Annotated in this window: 18 protein-coding genes; 12 read left to right on the forward strand and 6 right to left on the reverse strand. The window is 71.3% G+C overall.

What is annotated here, in order from left to right; all coding sequences use genetic code 11:
• Positions 1-15: 15 nt before the first annotated feature.
• Positions 16-516 carry an Lrp/AsnC family transcriptional regulator gene (locus tag SPR02S_RS01725; RefSeq protein ID WP_373283246.1) on the reverse strand — a complete coding sequence of 167 codons (501 nt, stop codon included), beginning with the start codon at positions 514-516 and terminating at the stop codon, positions 16-18.
• A 174-nt stretch (positions 517-690) separates the two neighbouring features.
• On the opposite strand from SPR02S_RS01725, the gene pdhA (SPR02S_RS01730) reads away from it, so the two are divergent.
• From pdhA (SPR02S_RS01730) to SPR02S_RS01760, 7 genes are all read left to right on the forward strand, one after another.
• A complete protein-coding gene (gene pdhA, locus SPR02S_RS01730; RefSeq protein ID WP_019055202.1) occupies positions 691-1,824 on the forward strand; it encodes a pyruvate dehydrogenase (acetyl-transferring) E1 component subunit alpha in 1,134 nt (377 codons plus the stop codon).
• The gene (locus tag SPR02S_RS01735) at positions 1,824-2,828 is read left to right on the forward strand and encodes an alpha-ketoacid dehydrogenase subunit beta (RefSeq protein ID WP_019055203.1); all 1,005 of its coding nucleotides are present in this window, start codon (positions 1,824-1,826) and stop codon (positions 2,826-2,828) included. Before pdhA (SPR02S_RS01730) ends, SPR02S_RS01735 begins: the two co-directional genes overlap by 1 nt.
• On the forward strand, positions 2,828-4,177 hold the full coding sequence (locus SPR02S_RS01740) for a dihydrolipoamide acetyltransferase family protein (protein ID WP_019055204.1): 1,350 nt from the start codon (positions 2,828-2,830) through the stop codon (positions 4,175-4,177). The genes SPR02S_RS01735 and SPR02S_RS01740 overlap by 1 nt, the downstream gene beginning before the upstream one ends.
• Positions 4,178-5,020: 843 nt before the next feature.
• Positions 5,021-6,037, forward strand: coding sequence for an NTP transferase domain-containing protein (locus SPR02S_RS54945; protein ID WP_052346897.1), 1,017 nt, complete (start codon positions 5,021-5,023; stop codon positions 6,035-6,037).
• On the forward strand, positions 6,034-7,419 hold the full coding sequence (locus tag SPR02S_RS01750; protein WP_019055206.1) for a molybdopterin molybdotransferase MoeA: 1,386 nt from the start codon (positions 6,034-6,036) through the stop codon (positions 7,417-7,419). The genes SPR02S_RS54945 and SPR02S_RS01750 overlap by 4 nt, the downstream gene beginning before the upstream one ends.
• Entirely contained in the window at positions 7,416-8,510 is a 1,095-nt protein-coding gene (locus tag SPR02S_RS01755; RefSeq protein WP_019055207.1) for a potassium channel family protein, read from the forward strand. Before SPR02S_RS01750 ends, SPR02S_RS01755 begins: the two co-directional genes overlap by 4 nt.
• Before the next feature lie 97 nt (positions 8,511-8,607).
• The gene (locus SPR02S_RS01760; protein WP_019055208.1) at positions 8,608-9,588 is read left to right on the forward strand and encodes an NAD(P)H-quinone oxidoreductase; all 981 of its coding nucleotides are present in this window, start codon (positions 8,608-8,610) and stop codon (positions 9,586-9,588) included.
• A 12-nt stretch (positions 9,589-9,600) separates the two neighbouring features.
• Here SPR02S_RS01760 and SPR02S_RS64450 read toward each other — a convergent pair whose 3' ends face one another.
• Positions 9,601-10,254 carry a hypothetical protein gene (locus SPR02S_RS64450; RefSeq protein WP_176573058.1) on the reverse strand — a complete coding sequence of 218 codons (654 nt, stop codon included), beginning with the start codon at positions 10,252-10,254 and terminating at the stop codon, positions 9,601-9,603.
• Between the two features lie 161 nt (positions 10,255-10,415).
• Between SPR02S_RS64450 and SPR02S_RS01770 the strand changes: the two genes are divergently transcribed.
• Positions 10,416-10,955 carry a bacterial proteasome activator family protein gene (locus SPR02S_RS01770; protein WP_019055210.1) on the forward strand — a complete coding sequence of 180 codons (540 nt, stop codon included), beginning with the start codon at positions 10,416-10,418 and terminating at the stop codon, positions 10,953-10,955.
• Positions 10,956-11,054: 99 nt separating this feature from the next.
• Here SPR02S_RS01770 and SPR02S_RS01775 read toward each other — a convergent pair whose 3' ends face one another.
• Positions 11,055-12,683: a Stk1 family PASTA domain-containing Ser/Thr kinase gene (locus SPR02S_RS01775; RefSeq protein ID WP_019055211.1), complete on the reverse strand. Its 1,629-nt coding sequence runs from the start codon at positions 12,681-12,683 to the stop codon at positions 11,055-11,057.
• A gap of 321 nt (positions 12,684-13,004) precedes the next feature.
• On the opposite strand from SPR02S_RS01775, the gene SPR02S_RS54950 reads away from it, so the two are divergent.
• Positions 13,005-14,570 carry a protein kinase domain-containing protein gene (locus SPR02S_RS54950; RefSeq protein ID WP_043258000.1) on the forward strand — a complete coding sequence of 522 codons (1,566 nt, stop codon included), beginning with the start codon at positions 13,005-13,007 and terminating at the stop codon, positions 14,568-14,570.
• 101 nt (positions 14,571-14,671) lie between these two features.
• Here SPR02S_RS54950 and SPR02S_RS01785 read toward each other — a convergent pair whose 3' ends face one another.
• The 3 genes from SPR02S_RS01785 to SPR02S_RS01795 all read right to left on the reverse strand — a co-directional run bounded on the left by SPR02S_RS01785 (position 14,672) and on the right by SPR02S_RS01795 (position 16,963).
• Positions 14,672-15,676 (reverse strand): phosphotransferase, encoded by a 1,005-nt coding sequence (locus SPR02S_RS01785; RefSeq protein WP_019055213.1) that lies wholly within the window; start codon positions 15,674-15,676, stop codon positions 14,672-14,674.
• A 113-nt stretch (positions 15,677-15,789) separates the two neighbouring features.
• A complete protein-coding gene (locus SPR02S_RS01790; protein WP_019055214.1) occupies positions 15,790-16,227 on the reverse strand; it encodes a pyridoxamine 5'-phosphate oxidase family protein in 438 nt (145 codons plus the stop codon).
• Positions 16,228-16,276: 49 nt separating this feature from the next.
• A complete protein-coding gene (locus SPR02S_RS01795) occupies positions 16,277-16,963 on the reverse strand; it encodes a response regulator (RefSeq protein WP_043258002.1) in 687 nt (228 codons plus the stop codon).
• A gap of 321 nt (positions 16,964-17,284) precedes the next feature.
• Here SPR02S_RS01795 and pdhA (SPR02S_RS01800) point away from each other — a divergent pair, with 321 nt between their 5' ends.
• The 3 genes from pdhA (SPR02S_RS01800) to SPR02S_RS01810 are packed head-to-tail and all read left to right on the forward strand — an operon-like array spanning position 17,285 to position 20,893.
• Entirely contained in the window at positions 17,285-18,442 is a 1,158-nt protein-coding gene (gene pdhA / locus SPR02S_RS01800; RefSeq protein ID WP_019055216.1) for a pyruvate dehydrogenase (acetyl-transferring) E1 component subunit alpha, read from the forward strand.
• Position 18,443: 1 nt separating this feature from the next.
• The gene (locus SPR02S_RS01805) at positions 18,444-19,451 is read left to right on the forward strand and encodes an alpha-ketoacid dehydrogenase subunit beta (RefSeq protein WP_019055217.1); all 1,008 of its coding nucleotides are present in this window, start codon (positions 18,444-18,446) and stop codon (positions 19,449-19,451) included.
• Between the two features lie 11 nt (positions 19,452-19,462).
• Entirely contained in the window at positions 19,463-20,893 is a 1,431-nt protein-coding gene (locus SPR02S_RS01810) for a dihydrolipoamide acetyltransferase family protein (RefSeq protein ID WP_019055218.1), read from the forward strand.
• Positions 20,894-20,966 lie beyond the last annotated feature (73 nt).

Below are 20,966 nucleotides of genomic sequence, written 5' to 3' on the forward strand. Positions count from 1 at the left end.
ACCCGACCTGGCGGGTCAGCTCTGGGGCTCCAGGTCCTCCTCCTCGAAGACCAGCAGGGTGCGCGTGCTGAGCACCTCGGGGATCGCCTGGAGCCGGTCGAGGACCAGCTCGCGCAGCGACCGGTTGTCCAGGGTGTGCACCAGCAGCAGGACGTCGAAGTCCCCGCCCACCTGTGCGATGTGCGAGGCCCCCGGGAGCAGTCGCAGCTGTTCGCGGACCGTGCGCCAGGAGTTCTGCACGATCTTCAGGGTGATGTACGCCGACGTGCCCTGACCCGCGCGTTCGTGGTCGACCCGGGCGCCGAAGCCGCGGATGACGCCGTCCTCGATGAGCCGGTTGATACGCGCGTAGGCGTTGGCGCGCGAGACGTGCACCCGTTCGGCGACCGACCTTATCGACGCGCGGCCGTCCGCCTGGAGCATCCGCAGGATGTCCTGATCGATGGCGTCGAGCGGGCGCGGGGGCGGCAGGGTGTTGCCCGCCTCCGGGCCTTCGGCCATTTGTTCAGGTGCCATGTCCCCCCGCCTCCCTACCATGGACGTACTGCGTTCATTTCAGGTTGTGGAGAACCGTTTGTCCACAGCCTGGAGGTGCCTGTAGCCAAAATGTGCCGACGACCGAACAATCGGTAGGGAGGTGCGGCACGTCCGACGCGCCTCTCCGAGCCACTCCGACGAGGAGGTGCCGTCATGACGGTCATGGAGCAGCGGGGCGCGTACCGGCCCACACCGCCGCCCGCCTGGCAGCCGCGCACGGACCCCGCGCCGCTGCTGCCCGACGCCGCGCCGTATCGCGTGCTCGGCACCGAGGCGGCCGCGCAGGCCGACCCCGTGCTGCTGCGCCGGCTGTACGCCGAGCTGGTGCGGGGGCGCCGGTTCAACGCGCAGGCCACCGCCCTCACCAAGCAGGGCCGGCTCGCCGTGTATCCCTCCACCACCGGTCAGGAGGCCTGCGAGGTCGCCGCCGCGCTGGTCCTCCAGGAGCAGGACTGGCTCTTCCCCAGTTACCGCGACACGCTCGCCGCCGTCGCCCGCGGCCTCGACCCCGTGCAGGCCCTCACCCTGCTGCGCGGCGACTGGCACACCGGCTACGACCCGCGCGAGCACCGCATCGCCCCGCTCACCACCCCCCTCGCCACCCAACTCCCGCACGCCGTCGGCCTCGCCCACGCGGCTCGCCTCAAGGGCGACGACGTGGTCGCGCTCGCCCTGGTCGGCGACGGCGGCACCAGCGAGGGCGACTTCCACGAGGCGCTGAACTTCGCCGCCGTCTGGCAGGCCCCGGTCGTCTTCCTCGTCCAGAACAACGGCTTCGCGATCTCCGTCCCCCTCGCCAAGCAGACCGCGGCACCCTCCCTGGCCCACAAGGCCGTCGGCTACGGCATGCCCGGCCGGCTGGTCGACGGCAACGACGCGGTCGCCGTGCACGAGGTCCTCGCCGACGCCGTACGGCACGCGCGCGAGGGCGGCGGTCCCACGCTCGTCGAGGCCATCACCTACCGCATCGACGCCCACACCAACGCCGACGACGCGACCCGCTACCGGGGCGACGCCGAGGTCGAGGCCTGGCGCGCCCACGACCCGATCGCCCTCCTGGAGCACGAACTCACCGAGCGCGGACTCATCGACGAGGACGGCATCCAGGCCGCGCGCGACGCCGCCGAGACCATGGCCGCCGAGCTGCGCGCGCACATGAACCAGGACCCGGTGCTCGACCCCATGGACCTGTTCGCCGACGTGTACGCCGAGCCCACCCCCCAACTGCGCGAACAGCGCGAACAGTTGGCGGCGGAGCTGGCGGCCGAGCGGGAGGGGACGCACTGATGACCACCGTCGCCCTCAAGCCCGCCACCATGGCGCAGGCCCTCACGCGCGCGTTGCGCGACGCCATGGCCGCCGACCCCGCGGTGCACGTCATGGGCGAGGACGTCGGCACCCTGGGCGGAGTCTTCCGGATCACCGACGGCCTCGCCAAGGAGTTCGGCGAGGACCGCTGCACGGACACCCCCCTCGCCGAGGCCGGCATCCTCGGCTCTGCCGTCGGCATGGCGATGTACGGCCTGCGCCCGGTCGTGGAGATGCAGTTCGACGCCTTCGCCTACCCGGCGTTCGAGCAACTGATCAGCCACGTCTCCCGCATGCGCAACCGCACCCGCGGCGCCATGCCCCTCCCGATCACCATCCGCGTCCCCTACGGCGGCGGCATCGGCGGCGTCGAGCACCACAGCGACTCCTCCGAGGCGTACTACATGGCGACCCCGGGCCTGCACGTCGTCACCCCCGCGACGGTCGCCGACGCCTACGGCCTGCTGCGCGCCTCCATCGCCTCCGACGACCCCGTCGTCTTCCTGGAGCCCAAGCGCCTGTACTGGTCGAAGGACACCTGGAACCCCGACGAGCCCACCCCCGTCGACCCGATCGGCCGCGCGGTCGTCCGCCGCCCGGGCCGCAGCGCCACGCTCATCACCTACGGCCCGTCCCTGCCCGTCTGCCTCGAAGCCGCCGAGGCGGCCCAGGCCGAGGGCTGGGACCTCGAAGTCGTCGACCTGCGCTCCCTCGTCCCGTTCGACGACGAGACGGTCTGCGCGTCCGTACGGCGCACCGGCCGCGCCCTCGTCGTGCACGAGTCGGGCGGCTACGGCGGCCCGGGCGGCGAGATCGCGGCCCGCGTCACCGAGCGCTGCTTCCACCACCTGGAGGCGCCGGTGCTGCGCGTCGCCGGGTTCGACATCCCGTATCCGCCGCCGATGCTGGAGCGGCACCATCTGCCGGGCGTCGACCGGATCCTGGACGCCGTGGGCCGGCTCCAGTGGGAGGCGGACAACTGATGGCTCAGGTACTGGAGTTCAAGCTCCCCGACCTCGGCGAGGGCCTCACCGAGGCGGAGATCGTGCGCTGGCTGGTCGAGGTCGGCGATGTCGTCGCCATCGACCAGCCGGTCGTCGAGGTCGAGACGGCCAAGGCGATGGTCGAGGTGCCGTGCCCCTACGGCGGTGTCGTCACCGCCCGCTTCGGTGAGGAGGGCACGGAACTGCCCGTGGGCTCCCCGCTGTTGACGGTCGCGGTGGGCTCACCCACCGCCGACACCGGCGCCGAGACCGAGGGCTCGGGGAACGTGCTGGTGGGCTACGGCACGGGGGCGCCTCCGGCACGGCGGCGGAGAGTACGGCGGATGGCAGCCGATGTCGTGACGTCGGTGGCGGACGCCCCCGCCGCTGCTCCTGCCCCGGCTCCTGCCCCCGCCGCTGAGACCCGCGGTCGCGACGACGGTCCCGTACCCGTGATCTCACCCCTCGTACGACGGCTCGCGCGCGAGAACGGCCTGGAACTGCGGGAGTTGACGGGTTCCGGACGGGACGGCCTGATCCTGCGGGCGGACGTCGAGCAGGCGCTCCGCGCGGCGGCGACCCTGGAGGCGACCACACAGGAAGCGACCCTCCTTCCCCCGGCCACGTTCCCCACGACCACGACCACGACTGACATCGACGGAGTCACCCGCACCCCCCTCCGCGGCATCCGCGGCGCCGTGGCCGACAAGCTCTCGCGCAGTCGCCGGGAGATCCCCGACGCGACCTGCTGGGTGGACGCCGACGCGACGGAGCTGATGCGCACCCGCGCGGCCATGAACGCCGCCGGTGGCCCCAAGATCTCCGTACTGGCGCTCCTCGCCAGGATCTGCACGGCCGCGCTGACCCGGTTCCCCGAGCTCAACTCCAGTGTGGACATGGACGCGAGGGAGGTCGTCCGGTTCGACCGGGTCCACCTCGGCTTCGCCGCGCAGACCGAGCGCGGGCTGGTCGTGCCCGTCGTGAGGGACGCGCACGTGCGCAACACGGAAGCGCTGAGCGCGGAGTTCGCCCGGCTCACCGAGGCTGCCCGAACCGGGGCACTCACGCCCGCCGATCTCACCGGCGGCACCTTCACGCTCAACAACTACGGGGTGTTCGGCGTCGACGGTTCCACGCCGATCATCAACCACCCCGAGGCGGCCATGCTCGGCGTCGGCCGTATCGTGCCCAAACCCTGGGTGCACGAGGGCGAGTTGGCGGTGCGCCAGGTCGTGCAGCTCTCGCTCACCTTCGACCACCGGGTGTGCGACGGCGGTACGGCGGGCGGTTTCCTGCGGTATGTGGCGGACTGCGTGGAACAGCCGGCGGTGCTGCTGCGCAACCTGTGATCACGGCGGCGCGGACAAGTTCCCTGTGATCAGGGCGGGACGCATACTCGGGGGGTGACCGCGTACGAGCCCCCCGACGCCCCCGGCGCTGCCACCGGCTCCGCGCGGGGTGCCGGCGGCTCCGCCTCGGACGCCGCCGTGGCCGTGCTCGGTGGTGGTGTGGGCGAGGCGAGTGTCACCGGCTTCGCGCCGGGTGCCGCCGATGCCGTACCCGGTGAGATGCCCGGCACTATGCCGGAAGCCATGCCTTCGGTCACCCATGTCGCCCTGCCCGGCACGGTGCGGGAAGCCACGCCTTCGGTAGCCCATGTAGGCCTGGCCGACGCGGTACGGGAAGCCCCGCCCGCGGTCACGCCCGCCGTCCTGCTCGGCGTGGTGCCGCCCGCTCTGCCCGAGACTGCCGCCGACGGCTTGCCCGGCGCCGCACTTGATGCCCTGCCCACCGCCGTGCCGGACGCCGTTTCCGGGTCCGCACAAAGCGCGCTGCCCGACGCGGCGCCAGCCGCCCAGCCCGGTGCCGGCCTCGCCGTCCTGTCCGGAGCCGACCCTGGCGTCGCACCCAGCGCCGGCCTCGACGTCCCGTCCGGAGCCGACCCTGACGCGCTGCCGGGTGCCGGCCTCGACGTCCCGTCCGGGGCCCACCCTGGCGCCACACCCAGCATCGACCCCGACACGCTGCCGGGTGCCGGCCTCGACGTTGCGCCCGAAGCCGACCTTGGCGCCGCACCCAGTGCCGACGCCGACACGCTGCCCAGCGCCGCCCCCGACGTCGCACCCAACGCCGACCTCGACACGCTGCCCGAAGCCGACCTCGGCGCCGCACCCAGTGCCGACGCCGACGCGCTGCCCGGTACCGACCCCCACATCCCGCCCGGGACCTCCCCCGACATCCCCCACGACGCCATCGTCCTCGCCGGAGGCGCCGCGCGGCGGCTCGGCGGTGCCGACAAGCCCGGCCTACGAGTGGGCGGTCGCGCCCTGCTCGACCGGGTGCTCGGCGCCTGTGCCGACGCCGGGACCACGGTCGTCGTGGCCGACCCGAGGCCCACCGCCCGGCCGGTGCGCTGGGCCCGTGAGGAACCGCCCGGGGCTGGTCCGGTCGCCGCGCTCGACGCAGGCCTGCTGCACACCACCGCCGAGGTCGTCGTGGTCCTCTCCGCCGACCTCCCGTTCCTCGAAGTGGCCACCGTGCGGCGGCTGTTGACCGCCCTGTGGAGCAGCGGCGCCGAAGGGGTGCTGCTCACCGACGCCGACGGACGCGACCAGCCGCTCGTGGCCGCGTACCGCACCTCGGCGCTCCGCCGAGAGCTGACCGCACTCACCAAAGAGCACGGCGGCCTCACCGGGCTGCCCCTGCGCCGGCTGACCGCCGCGCTCGAACTCACCCGCGTCCCCGACCCCGTCGCGTCCTTCGACTGCGACACCTGGGACGACCTCGCCACCGCCAGGGCACGCATCAGGGAGCATGGGCACGTGTTGGATGAATGGATTTCCGCAGTCAAGGACGAACTGGGCATCGACCTGGACGTCGACACCGGCATCCTGCTCGACCTCGCCCGTGATGCCGCCCACGGGGTGGCCAGGCCCGCCGCACCGCTGACCACCTTCCTGGTCGGTTACGCGGCGGCGCAGGGCAAGGGCGGCCCGGAGGCGGTTGCCGAGGCGGCCCGCAAGGCGGTGGCCCTCGCGCTGCGCTGGGCGGACGAGGACACCCCGGAAGCCGGGTCCGACGCCAAGGGCGACACAAAGGCCGATGCCCCGTCCGACGCCGCATCCGATGCCAAGGCCACTGCCAAGGCCACTGCCAAGGCCGATGCCGACGCCCCCGCGTCCGCCCCGGGTCCGGACACCGCCGGATGACCGCGCGCGGTATTCACGCCGGCGAGCACGCCCACGACGCCGAGGATCTCGACGTCGAGGAGGTGCTCGCCCTCGTGAACGAAGGCAGCACCGGCTCCGGCGACCCCGCCGTGCCCTCACCCTCGGCCTCCCCCTCACACGCACCGCAGGGCAACCCCCGCAAGCCCGACACCGACCAGCACAAGGCCACCCCCTGGCCCGAGGCCCGCGCCATCGCCGGCCGAGCCGCCCGCACCGGCCCCCGCCGCGCCCCCGTCTCCGTGACCCTCGACTCCGCGCTCGGCCTGGTCCTGGCCGCGCCGCTCGTCGCGCTGAGCGACCTGCCCTCGTTCGACACCTCGGCGATGGACGGCTGGGCGGTCGCGGGCCCCGGCCCCTGGGCCGTACGGGAGGACGGGGTGCTCGCCGGGCACGCGGAGTCGGAGCCGCTCAGCGACGGCGAGGCCGTGCGGATCGCGACCGGTGCCCGGGTCCCCGCCGACGCCACCGCCGTCATCCGCAGCGAGCACGGCCGTAGCGACGACAAGGGCCGCCTCCACGCGGCCCGGGACGTCGGGCACGGCCAGGACATCCGCCCGCGCGGCCAGGAGTGCCGCAGCGGCGACCAGCTGTTGCCCGGCGGCACGCTGGTGACCCCGGCGGTGCTCGGCCTCGCCGCGGCCGCCGGGTACGACACACTCACCGTCGTGCCCCGCCCCCGGGTCGAAGTCCTCATCCTGGGCGACGAGTTGCTCACCGAGGGGCTGCCCCGGGACGGGTTCCTCCGGGACGCGCTCGGGCCGATGCTGCCGTCCTGGCTGCGCGCGCTCGGCGCCGAAGTCACCGCCGTCCGCCGACTCCGGGACGACGAGAAGGCGCTGCACAAGGCCATCACGGGCAGCACCGCCGACCTCATCGTCACCACCGGCGGCACCGCCTCCGGCCCGGTCGACCACGTCCACCCCACCCTGCGCCGTATCGGCGCCGAACTCCTCGTGGACGGCGTCAAGGTCCGCCCCGGCCACCCCATGCTGCTGGCCCGTATCAAGGACGACCAGCACCTCGTCGGTCTGCCCGGCAACCCCCTCGCAGCGATCTCCGGCCTGCTCACCCTTGCCGAACCGCTGCTGCGGACCCTGTCGGAACACCCCGCCCCGGAGCCGTACGCGCTGCCCCTCCAGGACGCGGTGCACGGGCATCCGTATGACACCCGGCTCATCCCCGCCGTGCTGCGCGGCGACTCTGCCGTGCCGCTGCACTACAACGGCCCGGCCATGCTGCGCGGGATCGCGGGCGCCGACGCGCTCGCGGTCGTACCGCCGGGTGGTGCGCGGCAGGGGCAGCAGGCGGAACTCATCGATCTGCCCTGGGCGGCCGCCGGGATCGGGGTGTGTTTCACGTGAAACAATCGGGCCATGATGCGATCGCCCGCCAGGCGGACGAACATCTCGTGACCCATCGGGTGGAACTCCCGAAGAAAGTGGTCGAGCACCCCTTCCAGCAGGTCGCGAAACGGCTCTCCATCGCACTGTTCCTGCTTGTCGCGACCGCGTTGATCGTCTATGCCGATCGCGAGGGCTACAACGACAACTCGGACGGCTCGGTCGACTTCCTCGACGCCTTCTACTACGCGACGGTCACCCTCTCGACCACCGGCTACGGCGACATCACCCCGGTCAGCGACGGCGCCCGGCTCACCAACATCCTCGTCGTCACGCCCCTGCGCGTGTTCTTCCTGATCGTCCTCGTCGGCACCACCCTTGAGGTCCTCACCGAACGCACCCGGGAGGAATGGCGCTTGAACCGCTGGAGGTCCACCTTGCGGGATCACACCGTCGTCATCGGCTTCGGGACGAAGGGGCGGTCCGCGATCCAGACCGTGTGCGCGACCGGGCTGAAGAAGGAACAGGTCGTCGTGGTCGACCCCAGCGGGAAGGCGATCGAGGCGGCGAGCAGCGAGGGATACGTCGGTGTCGTCGGGGACGCCACCCGCAGCGAGGTCCTGAAGCGCGCCGAGGTGCACAAGGCCCGGCAGATCATCATCGCCACCCAGCGCGACGACACGGCCGTGCTGGTGACCCTCACGGCCCGGCAGCTCAACCGGGGCGCGAAGATCGTCGCCGCGGTCCGCGAGGAGGAGAACGCGCCGCTGCTCAAACAGTCCGGCGCCGACGCGGTCATCACCAGCGCCAGCGCGGCCGGCCGCCTCCTCGGCCTGTCCGTGCTCAGCCCCGCCGCAGGCATGGTCATGGAGGACCTCATCCAGCAGGGCAGCGGGCTCGACATGACCGAACGCCCGGTCATAAAGGCCGAGGTCGGCAAGTCGCCGCGCGACACGGACGACCTGGTGGTGAGCGTCGTCCGCGGACACCGGGTGCTCGGCTACGACGATCCGGCCATCGGGACGCTTCAGCTGACGGACCGGCTCATCACGATCGTGCGGGTGTCGCCGGGCTCGCAGGTCGCGCCGGACACCCGGCCGTTGCCGCAGTGACGCACCGTCGACCGCTGCTGGAGTGACCGACCTTCTCGCGTTGTCGCAGTGACCCACCTCGGCGGTCGGTCGTATGACGAGGAGTAGCGTCGGGCTCATGCATGCGATCACGATTTCCGAACCTGGTGGGCCCGAGGTGCTGGTGTGGGACGAGGTCCCCGATCCGATCGCCGGTGAGGGCGAGGTACTGGTCGAGGTGGTGGCCAGCGCGGTCAACCGGGCCGACATCATGCAGCGCCAGGGCTTCTACAACCCGCCGCCCGGCGCCTCCCCCTACCCCGGCCTCGAATGCTCCGGCCGGATCACCGAGATCGGCCCCGGGGTCTCCGGCTGGTCGGTCGGCGACGAGGCGTGCGCGCTGCTCGCGGGTGGCGGTTACGCCGAGAAGGTCGCCGTTCCGGCCGGGCAGCTGCTGCCGGTGCCCGCCGGCCTCGACCTGAAGCAGGCCGCCGCGCTGCCCGAGGTGGTCTGCACGGTCTGGTCGAACGTCTTCATGGTCGCCCACCTCCGCCCCACCGAGACGCTCCTCGTGCACGGCGGTTCCAGCGGCATCGGCACCATGGCGATCCAGCTCGCCAAGGCCGTCGGCGCGAAGGTCGCCGTCACGGCAGGCACGAAGGGAAAGCTGGACTACTGCGCCGAGTTGGGCGCCGACATCCTCATCAACTACCGCGAGCAGGACTTCGTCGCGGAGATCGAGCGGGCCACTGACGGCGCGGGTGCCGACGTCATCCTCGACAACATGGGCGCCAAGTACCTGGACCGCAACGTCCAGGCCCTCGCCGTCAACGGGCGGCTCGCGATCATCGGCATGCAGGGCGGCATCAAGGCCGAGCTCAACATCGCCGCGCTTCTCGGCAAGCGGGCCGCGATCAGCGCGACCTCGCTCCGGGCCCGTCCGCTCGGTGAGAAGGCGGCCATCGTCGCCGCCGTACGCGAACACGTGTGGCCGCTGATCGAGGGCGGTCGCATCCGGCCGGTCGTCGACCGGGAACTGCCGATGAGTGAGGCCGGCACCGCGCACCAGGTGCTGGAGGACAGCGGGCACATCGGAAAGGTGCTGCTCGTCGCGCCGTAGGCCCGACGTCGGTCAGCTACGGCGTACCCGGAGTGCGATGAAGGCGAGGCCCAGGCCGAGCCCGATGAGGATCAGGCCGCTGCCCAGCGGCAGAATCCGCAGCACGGGCTCGGTGGGGTCCTCGGCGTGGGTGACGGTGTGGTGGAGGGGGCGGAGGGGCGAGGAGGTCGGCACGGGGGCGGCCTCCTGGGAGGACGGGGAGTCGGCGGGCGTAGGGCTGGCGGGGCTATCCGACCGGCTCCCGTCGTCGTCACCGTCCGCTGTCGGCCCGGCTGTGTCATCGCCCTCGCCCGCACCTCCGCTCTCGTCCTCGTCGGTGGTCGGCTCCGCGGTACGTCCCGGCCGTTCCCGCCCTTCGCCCGCGAGGTTTCCGGCCCTGGAGGGATCGGGGGAGGCATGGGCGGCGTCGGGGCCCGCGGCAGGTCTCAAGGCGGACGCGGACGCGGAGGCGGAGTCGGAAGCGGAGGCCGTAGCCGAGGCGGATGGGGATGCGGGCCCTGCGACCGCGACCCGACCACCCCCGGCACCACCGGCGCCCGCACCGCTCCCCGCCTCCACCCCGTGCGCCGGAACAGCCCCGTACGCCGGAACACCCCCGCACGGATTCACCACCGTGCCCGTGCCCAGCACAAGCAGCAGTCCGGTTGTACGCAGCCATGGAGTCACGTCCGTGACCCCCTCCCGAGCCGAGGCGGCAAGATCGACGTACTCAGCGTCACACCGGGTGGACGCTCCGGCACTCCGGGTTCGGCCAACCGGAAACGGTGGATCACCCTTCGAGGGGGGCACCCGGGTGGTGAGGTGTACGAGTGCGAGAGAATGGCGGCATGGAGATGCCGAGGAACGAAAGGTCACCGGAGAAGCCTCAGATCCTGGTCGTGGGACAGGACGGAATGGCGCTCGGTGGCACCGGGGACGAGGACTCCCGCGAGATCCCGGTGACGGAGATGGTGGAACAGCCGGCCAAGGTCATGCGGATCGGCAGCATGATCAAGCAGCTTCTCGAGGAGGTGCGTGCGGCTCCCCTCGACGAAGCCAGCCGGGCTCGGCTCAAGCAGATCCACCGCAGCTCCGTGAAGGAGCTGGAGGACGGTCTTGCGCCCGAGCTGGTGGAGGAGCTGGAGCGGCTGTCGCTGCCGTTCACGGACGACGTGACGCCGAGCGACGCGGAACTGCGCATCTCGCAGGCCCAGTTGGTGGGCTGGCTGGAGGGGCTCTTCCACGGGATCCAGACCACGCTGTTCGCCCAGCAGATGGCCGCGCGGGCGCAGCTGGAGCAGATGCGCCGGGCCCTGCCGCCGGGCGTCGGCGACGGCGCCGAGGAGGGTCAGCCGGGCGGCGGGCGCGTGGGCGGCCCGTACCTGTAGGAACCCCGACCCGCACACGAGTCCGTACCGACACGACAAAGGGGCCCGGCAGCCGATGCTGCCGGGCCCTTCCACATCACCAGGGAGTGCTCTCCGGCGTCAGGACGGGTTGCCCGTCGACACGTTCAGCTGGATCTGGGGCATGTTCTTGGGGTCCACGTCCGTGCCGGCCGCCGGGAACTGCTCCATGACCGTGCCCTGCCCGTAGGTGTTCTCGTCCTCGGACCTGACCTTCACCTTCCAGCCCGCGGCCTGCAGGCAGGCCTTGACCGAGCTGATGTACTTGAACTGGAAGTCCGGGATCTGGATCTTGGCGGGGTCGTTGTACGACTCCTGGGGCTCCTTGCACGCGGTCGTCTCGACGGTCTTCGTCTGGTCGCCGTCGCGGTGCCCCTCGACCGCGGTCACCGAGGTGCTCGCGCTCGCGCTGCTGTCGCTGCCCTTCGCGTCGTCATCGCCGCCGTTGTTCATCGACAGGGCGACGATCAGCGCGCCGACCGCGACGACGGCGACGACCACGGAGCCGATGATCACCGGCTTGTTGTTCTTCCCGCCGCCTCCCCCGGAAGCCGGCGTCGGATGCTGCGGGGTCAGGTTGTACGGCGGTGGGGTCGAGATGCCCTGCTGCCCGAACCCGACCGAGTGCTGCGGCTGGTAGCCCGCCTGCTGCGGATAGCCGTAGGCCGGGGCGGGCGCGGGCGTGCCGCCGTAGGGGTTCGGCTGGTACGGCGTGTGTACGGGGCCGGTGGGGGCCGGGGTCGCCTGGTCGACCGGCGGGAAGACCGCGGAGCCGACGCCCGCGCCGCTCTGCGAGGGCGTGCCCGGCACGATGCTCGGGGCCGCCGCGTGCAGCGAGGCCGCGACCCGCAGGCACTCGTCGCGCATGGTCTCGGCGCTGGGAAAACGCTCGTTCGGGTTCTTCTTCAGCGCGCGGGCGATCAGCGCGTCCACGGCCGGCGGCAGGGAACGGTTGATCGAGGAGGCCGCGACCGGCTCCTCCTGCACATGCGCGTACGCGATGGCCAGCGGCGAGTCCGCGTCGAACGGCAGCCGCCCGGTGACCAGTTGGAACAGCATGATGCCGACCGAGTACAGGTCGGAGCGGGCGTCCACGCCCCGGCCGAGCGCCTGCTCCGGCGAGAGGTACTGCGGGGTGCCGACGACCATGCCGGTCTGCGTCATCGAGGTGACACCGGACTGCATGGCGCGGGCGATGCCGAAGTCCATGACCTTGACGACCGCGCGCTTGGTCATCATCACGTTGCCCGGCTTGATGTCCCGATGGACCAGGCCCATCTCGTGGCTGATGTCGAGGGCGGCCAGCACGTCCGCGGTGATCTTCAGCGCCTTGTCGGCGGGCATCGCGCCGAACTGCCGTACGTCCTCGTCGAGCACGGAGCCGAGCGGGCGGCCCTCGACGTACTCCATGACGATGTACGGCATCGTCGTGCCGTCGAGAGCGTCCTCGCCGGTGTCGAAGACCGAGACGATGTTGGTGTGGGTGAGCTTGGCCACGGCCTGGGCCTCGCGGCGGAAGCGCTCGCGGAAGGCCTGTTCCCGGCCGAGTTCGGTGTGCAGTGTCTTGATCGCGACCTGACGGTCGAGCACCGAGTCGTACGCCAGGTGCACCGAGGCCATGCCGCCCTCGCCGAGCAGGTCGCGCAGTTGGTAGCGGCCACCTGCGAGCGCGCGCCCCGCATACCGGCCCTGTGCGCCGTCCTGGCTCATGTCCCGTGTCCCCCATCGGCGCCGGCTCAGTGATCGAATGCGTCATTCCCGGCCAAGTCTGCCGGAGGGCACTGACACGTCAAGCGCGGTGCCCGATCCGTGACCGTACGCGAAAGAAGAGTCGTGGAAGCGTTACAGGTGCTGTACCGGCGGTACACAGAATTTGCACGACGGCCCGTGATACCGATTTGATGGCCGGTCCGTCTACGGACGATTCCGGCACTGATCCCGGAACGGCGGCTTGCGCCGAGCCTGTAGCGTGGCCGACGGAGACCGTAACAACACCGCGCGCACCGCGGGCAGAAACGACGGCGAGGACTGATGGCACAGCAGCACGCTCAGGGCCCGTCCGACCCCGAGGCGGCTGGCGGCGGAATGTCGGACGCACCGGAGCTGTGGGGTAACGGCGGACTGGTCGGCGACGGCCGGTACCGGCTCACCCACAGACTGGGCCGGGGCGGCATGGCCGAGGTTTTCGCGGCCGAGGACGTACGGCTCGGGCGCACGGTCGCCGTCAAGCTGCTCCGCTCCGACCTGGCCGAGGACCCGACCTCGAAGGCCCGCTTCACACGCGAGGCCCAGTCGGTGGCCGGGCTCAACCACCACTCGATCGTCGCCGTGTACGACTCCGGCGAGGACTACGTGGGCGGCATGTCGGTGCCGTACATCGTCATGGAGATCGTCGAGGGCCGCACGATCCGCGACCTCCTCCTCAACGCCGAGGCGCCCGGGCCCGAGCAGGCCCTGATCATCGTCTCCGGTGTCCTGGAGGCGCTCGCCTACTCGCACCAGCACGGCATCGTGCACCGCGACATCAAGCCCGCGAACGTGATCATCACGCACAACGGCGCGGTCAAGGTCATGGACTTCGGCATCGCGCGCGCCCTGCACGGGGCCTCCACGACGATGACGCAGACCGGCATGGTCATGGGCACGCCCCAGTACCTCTCCCCGGAGCAGGCGCTCGGCAAGGCCGTCGACCACCGCTCCGACCTGTACGCGACGGGCTGCCTCCTCTACGAACTCCTCGCGCTGCGGCCCCCGTTCACCGGCGAGACGCCGCTGTCGGTGGTCTACCAGCACGTCCAGGACATCCCGGTCCCGCCGTCCCACACCTCGAACGGCGTCTGCCCGCCCGAGCTCGACGGCCTCGTCATGCGCTCCCTCGCGAAGGACCCGGACGACCGTTTCCAGACGGCCGAGGAGATGCGCGGGCTCGTCCAGTACGGGCTCCAGATGCTCTACGACCAGGGCGGCCACACCGGCACCTGGAACACCGGGCCGGTGACGGTGGCCAACGGGCAGGGGACCCCGCCCGGGGGCTTCGCCGGCACGACCGTGATGCATCAGGACGCCTCCGGCACCACGCAGATCCCGCAGCCGATCCTGCCCGGCGGTTACGGCAACGGCGACGACGGCGGCTTCGAGGGGCACGGCAACCACGGCAACGGCCGCGGCAAGCTGTGGATCCTCGCCGTGCTCGCGGTGATCGCCATCGCGGCGGGCGTCGCGCTGGCGTTGAACACCACCGGCAACGGCAGCGGCGGTTCGGGCACCACCCAGTCGCCGACCACCTCGCAGACCGCGACCGACGACACGGCCACCGAGACGCCGAGCGACGACACGACCGCGTCGCCGTCCGACACGAACACGGACGACAGCGGCACGAGCTCCGGTTCGGACTACACGCCGTCGTACACGCCTTCGTACACCCCGTCGGAGACGGCCTCGGAGAAGCCTTCGAGCACCCCGTCCGCGACGGCCTCCGAGGAGCCGTCGGACACCCCGACCGCGACGACCTCGGCGGACCCGACGGGCACGGGCGACACCGGTGACGACGGTGGCGACGACGGCGGCACCGTCGCGGGCGCCTTGGGCAGCGGCTGACCCGGCCCGGATCACCGGCAGGCACCGAAGCGCTCACGCGCGCGTGCACCCCGTAAACAGGGGTCGACGCGCGCGTGCCGTTTATCGGTGTCCCGGTGTCTCTAGGGGGCGCCCTCCGCGAACGCCTCGCGCACCGCGTCGTACTCCCGCGTCCACCACACGGCGAGTGCCGACGCGGCCGGGAACTGGGGGTCCGCGCGGGTGTCGCCGCGTTCGTAGTGCCAGCGCAGCATCCAGAAGTCGTTGAGCCGCTCCCACCACACCCGGTGCACGGCGGCGGCGAGTTCGGAGGGGCCGGCGCCCGCGGAACGCCGGTACGCGTGCGCGTACGCCCGCACCTTCGGCAGGTCCAGGGCCCCGTCCGGCCGTACGAAGAAGATCGCGGCGGCGCGTACGGCCTCCTCCGCGCGGGGCTGTACGCCGAGCCGGTCCCAGTCGACGATCGCGGCGGGGGCGTCGCCCTTGTAGAGCAGGTTGAACGGGTGGAAGTCCCCGTGCGTCCACCCCACGGAGGCACCGCGCGGCGGCCGTCGGTCCGCGTGCCGTTCCAGCAACTCCCGGCGTTCCAGCAGCCGGTGGCGGGCCAGCTCGTCGAAGGCGTCGGCGGGCCGGTGCCGGCGGACGTGCCCGAGGAGGTCGTCGATGAGGGCGAAGGTGTCGGCGGGGTCGGCCCCTGGCGCGCACTCCTCCCGGCGCCCCGGCATGACCCGCTCCAGGCTCGCGTGGACGACCCCCAGGAGCGCGCCGAGGCGCCCGCACTGGACGGTGGTCAACTGGCCGCCGTGGCGGTGCCTGCCGTCGATCCAGGGGTGCAGGGCGTAGGCGTGACCGCCGACGACGGCGACCGTACGGCCGTCTCGGGCGGGCAGCGGGGGTGCCACGGGGACGCCGAGGTCGGCCAGCCGCCGGGTCGCGGTGTGCTGGCGGGCGATCGCCGCCGGGTCCGCGGTCTCGGGGTCGAAGTGGTGCTTGAGGAAGTAGCGGCCCTGGGTCGTGCGGAGCCGGTAGCCGCGGTTCAGCAGGCCCTGCTCGACGGGTTCGCAGGTGACGGCGGACCCGGCGGCGTACTGGCGGAGGAGGGCGCCCAGCGGGGGCGCGTGGGGCACGGGGGGTGGTACACGTAAGGGCGGCACGCGGCCGATGCTAGGGCACGGGATGGGCCCGTGAGCTGCGGTTTGTCACAGAAAGTCACCGATCGGTCTGTGATGGTCGCTTTCGGTCACAGGGTGGGCCCGAAGTGGCGTTCCAGGCCGCCGTCCGTCGTGTGCACGGTGCTCAACTGCGGCTCGATGCGCAGATAGACCGGCTCGTACGGCTCATCGTCCACTGTGCCCGGAGCGGGGCCGAAACGTTCGACCTGGTCGGCCGTCGGATCGTAGCTCTCGCACGCGCCCACGACCTGCACGGACCACAGTCCCTCGCCCGGCCCGGCCGAGCCCAGATTGTCGGCCCCGTAGGCGACGACGCTGCCCACGCACGCGTGGTGGTAGCCGTGGCTCCGGGGCATGCGCAGCAGCAGCCGACCGTCCTGGACGATGTGGCTGGCGAAGGCCAGGAAGGGCAGCGCCCGGAGGGTGGTGGCGACCCGGCCGTGGTCGGTACGCGCGAGCAGATCGACGGCGAGTTGTTCGTCGCCGGGCTGTGCGTCGAGGGGCATAGGAACACTGTCGGCCGGACCGCATGCCCAGGGGAGGGGTCTTTGGTCCCTAATAACGCTGCTGCTCGACCTGTCTCTGTGCCTGTTTCTGTGCTTGTTTCCGCGCCACATAGGCCGCCGCCTGGGAGCGCCGCTCCATACCGAGTTTGGAAAGCAGACTCGACACGTAGTTCTTGATGGTCTTCTCCGCGAGGTGCAGCCGCTCGCCGATCGCCCGGTTGGTGAGCCCCTCCCCGATCAGATCGAGGATCCTGCGCTCCTGGTCGGTGAGGGAGTCGAACTTCTCGTCCTGTTGCGGGCCGCCGTTGCGCAGCCGCTCCAGCACCCGGGCGGTCGCCACCGGGTCGAGCAGCGACTTGCCGGCGGCCACGTCCCGTACGGCGGACAGCAGTTCGGTGCCCCGGATGGCCTTCAGGACGTACCCGGAGGCACCCGCCATGATCGCGTCGAAGAGAGCCTCGTCGTCCGAGAAGGAGGTCAGCATCAGGCACTTCACGGAGTCGTCCAGGGCGCGGATCTCACGGCACACCTCGACCCCGCTGCCGTCCGGGAGCCGTACGTCGAGGATCGCCACGTCGGGGTGCGTGGCCGGGATCCGCACCAGTGCCTCGGCCGCCGTACCGGCCTCGCCGACCACCTCGATGTCGTCCTCGACCGAGAGCATCTCGTGGACGCCACGCCGGACCACTTCATGGTCGTCGAGGAGAAATACGCTGATTTTTCCGTCTCCGGGCACGCGGTAAGTCTCACATACGGGCTCTTCCCGTGCCCGAGGTGAGCGGGATAACGTGCCGTTGTTCCGGCCCCCTGCAAGGCTGTGACCAGGACTTGTTCCCGACTTTCGCGATTTACTTGGAAATCCAAGCAAAATCGCAGGTCAGGAGGGGTTTCACAGAATTGTGGAGCACTGGGTAACGTGCCTGTTGCAGGGCGCTCGCCGGGGCACCTGTCACGCCTGTTCCCGACGAACCGCACCCACCCTGTGCGTCCGTGGGGCGCAGGTGAGCCGCACTGGCACCCGGCGAACCCGGGGAGCCGGACCGACGGAGGAGCACACGTGACCGTGGAGAGCACTGCCCCGCGCAAGCCGCGACGCAGCGCCGGAAGCAAGGCCAAGGGCGCCGACCCGGACCTCGTCCAGCTGCTGACGCCCGAGGGCAAGCGAGTCAAGAACAGCAAGACCGCCCCGTACGACAAGTACGTCGCCGGCATCACCCCCGAAGAGCTCCGCGGCCTGTACCGCGACATGGTGCTCACCCGCCGCTTCGACGCCGAGGCCACCGCCCTGCAGCGCCAGGGCGAACTGGGCCTGTGGGCCTCGCTGCTCGGCCAGGAGGCCGCCCAGATCGGCTCCGGGCGGGCCACCCGCGAGGACGACTACGTCTTCCCGACCTACCGTGAGCACGGCGTCGCCTGGTGCCGCGGGGTCGACCCGACCAACCTGCTGGGCATGTTCCGGGGCGTCAACCACGGCGGCTGGGACCCGAACACGAACAACTTCCACCTGTACACGATCGTCATCGGCTCGCAGACCCTGCACGCCACCGGGTACGCGATGGGCGTGACCATGGACGGCGCCGACAGCGCCGTGATCGCGTACTTCGGGGACGGCGCCTCCAGCCAGGGCGACGTCGCCGAGTCCTTCACCTTCTCCGCGGTCTACAACGCGCCGGTGGTGTTCTTCTGCCAGAACAACCAGTGGGCCATCTCCGAGCCCACCGAGAAGCAGACCCGCGTCCCGCTCTACCAGCGCGCACAGGGCTACGGCTTCCCGGGCGTCCGCGTCGACGGCAACGACGTCCTGGCCTGCCTCGCGGTCACCAAGTGGGCGCTGGAGCGGGCCCGCAACGGCGAGGGCCCGACGCTCGTGGAGGCGTACACCTACCGCATGGGCGCCCACACCACCTCCGACGACCCGACCAAGTACCGGGCCGACGAGGAGCGCGAGTCGTGGGAGGCGAAGGACCCGATCCTGCGCCTGCGCCGGTATCTGGAAGCCGCAAACCACGCGGATGAGGGATTTTTCGCGGAACTGGAGACGGAGAGCGAAGCGTTGGGCAGGCGAGTGCGCGAAGCGGTCCGTGCCATGCCGGACCCGGACCGGTTCGCCATCTTCGAGCATGTGTACGCGGACGGGCATGCGCTCGTCGACGAGGAGAGGGCCCAGTTCGCCGCCTATCAGGCGTCGTTCGCGGATGAAGAGGGGGGTAAGTGACATGGCGGGACAGACTGCGGCACAGACCACGACGTTCAAGAACCTGCCGTTGGCCAAGGCGATCAACGAATCGTTGCGTGCTGCCTTGGAGTCCGACCCCAAGGTTCTGATCATGGGGGAGGACGTCGGCAAGCTCGGCGGTGTCTTCCGTGTCACGGACGGCCTCCAGAAGGATTTCGGCGAGCGCCGGGTGGTGGACACCCCGCTCGCGGAGTCGGGCATCGTGGGCACGGCCATCGGTCTGGCTCTCCGTGGCTACCGTCCGGTGGTGGAGATCCAGTTCGACGGTTTCGTCTTCCCGGCCTACGACCAGATCGTCACCCAGCTGGCCAAGATGCATGCGCGCTCCCTGGGCAAGGTCAAGCTCCCGGTCGTCGTCCGTATCCCGTACGGCGGCGGCATCGGTGCGGTGGAACATCACTCGGAGTCTCCCGAGGCCCTGTTCGCGCACGTGCCGGGCCTGAAGATCGTCAGCCCGTCGAACTCGTCGGACGCCTACTGGATGATGCGGCAGGCCATCCAGAGCGACGACCCGGTGATCTTCTTCGAGCCGAAACGCCGCTACTGGGACAAGGGCGAGGTCAACACGGAGTCGATCCCCGACCCCCTTCACAAGGCCCGCGTGGTCCGCGAGGGCACGGACCTCACCCTCGCCGCCTACGGCCCGATGGTGAAGCTCTGCCAGGAGGTCGCCGACGCGGCCGCCGAGGAGGGCAGGTCGCTGGAGATCCTGGACCTGCGCTCGGTGTCCCCGCTGGACTTCGACGCGATCCAGACCTCGGTGGAGAGGACCCGCCGCCTGGTCGTGGTCCACGAGGCGCCGGTGTTCTTCGGCTCCGGCGCCGAGATCGCGGCGCGCATCACGGAGCGTTGCTTCTACCACCTGGAGGCCCCGGTGCTGCGTGTGGGCGGCTATCACGCGCCGTATCCGCCGGCGCGTCTGGAGGAGGAGTACCTGCCGGGTCTGGACCGGGTGCTCGATGCCGTCGATCGCGCTCTGGCGTATTGAGGAGAGGGGTCGTGACGACGATGACTGAAGTTGAGGCGTCCGTACGCGAGTTCAAGATGCCGGACGTGGGCGAGGGTCTCACCGAGGCGGAGATCCTCAAGTGGTATGTCCAGGTCGGCGACACCGTCACCGACGGGCAGGTCGTCTGTGAGGTGGAGACGGCGAAGGCGGCGGTGGAACTGCCCATCCCGTACGACGGGGTGGTGCGCGAACTCCGCTTCCCCGAGGGCACGACGGTGGACGTGGGTACGTCCATCATCGCGGTGGACGTGTCGGGCGGCGGTGCCGCTCCTGCGGAGACCCCGGTCGAGGCTGTGACTGAGGCTGCTGTCGAACCCCCGGCGCAGGAGGCGAAGCCGGCGGCTCCGGCCCGCACACCGGTGCTGGTGGGCTACGGCGTCTCCACGTCCGCGACGAAGCGCCGTCCCCGCAAGGGCGTGGAGATCCCGGCCCAGGAGGCGGTGTCGGCGGCGGTGGCGGTCCAGGCGGAGCTGAACGGCCACGCGACCGCCGCGGTTGTGGAATCCCGCCCGCTGGCGAAGCCGCCGGTGCGGAAGCTGGCGAAGGACCTGGGTGTCGACCTGGCGACGGTGACGCCGTCGGGCCCGGACGGCGTCATCACGCGCGAGGACGTGCACGCGGCGGTGGCAACGGCACCGGCGGCAGTGCCCGTGCCGGTGGCGGCGCCGCAGGCTCAGGTCCAGGTGGCCGCGCCCAGCGCCCCGGCGACGTACGACACGGCCCGGGAGACCCGCATCCCGGTGAAGGGTGTGCGCAAGGCGACGGCGGCGGCGATGGTCGGTTCGGCGTTCACGGCACCGCATGTCACGGAGTTCGTGACGGTGGACGTGACCCGGACGATGAAGCTGGTGGAGGAGCTCAAGCAGGCCAAGGACATGGAGGGCCTACGGGTCAACCCGCTCCTGCTGATCGCCAAGGCGCTGCTGGTCGCCATCAAGCGCAACCCGGACATCAACGCGTCCTGGGACGAGGCGGCGCAGGAGATCGTCCTCAAGCACTACGTCAACCTCGGTATCGCGGCGGCGACCCCGCGGGGCCTGATCGTGCCGAACATCAAGGACGCCCACGCGAAGACACTGCCCCAACTGGCCCAGTCGCTGGGCGAGTTGGTGTCCACGGCGCGGGACGGCAAGACGTCCCCGGCGGCGATGCAGGGCGGCACGGTCACCATCACCAACGTCGGCGTCTTCGGCATCGACACCGGCACACCGATCCTCAACCCCGGCGAGTCCGCGATCCTCGCGGTCGGCACCATCAAGCTCCAACCCTGGGTCCACAAGGGCAAGGTGAAGCCCCGCCAGGTCACCACCCTGGCGTTGTCCTTCGATCACCGGTTGGTGGACGGGGAGTTGGGGTCGAAGGTGCTGGCGGACGTGGCGGCGATCCTTGAGCAGCCGAAGCGACTGATCACCTGGGCGTGACGTCCGCCCATTCGGTAGCCTAGGACGTCTGGAGGGGACGGCCGCAACTTGGATTTGCGACCGCCCCCTCCGC

It is taken from the genome of Streptomyces prunicolor NBRC 13075 (assembly GCF_000367365.1).
GTDB classification, from domain to species: domain Bacteria; phylum Actinomycetota; class Actinomycetes; order Streptomycetales; family Streptomycetaceae; genus Streptomyces; species Streptomyces prunicolor.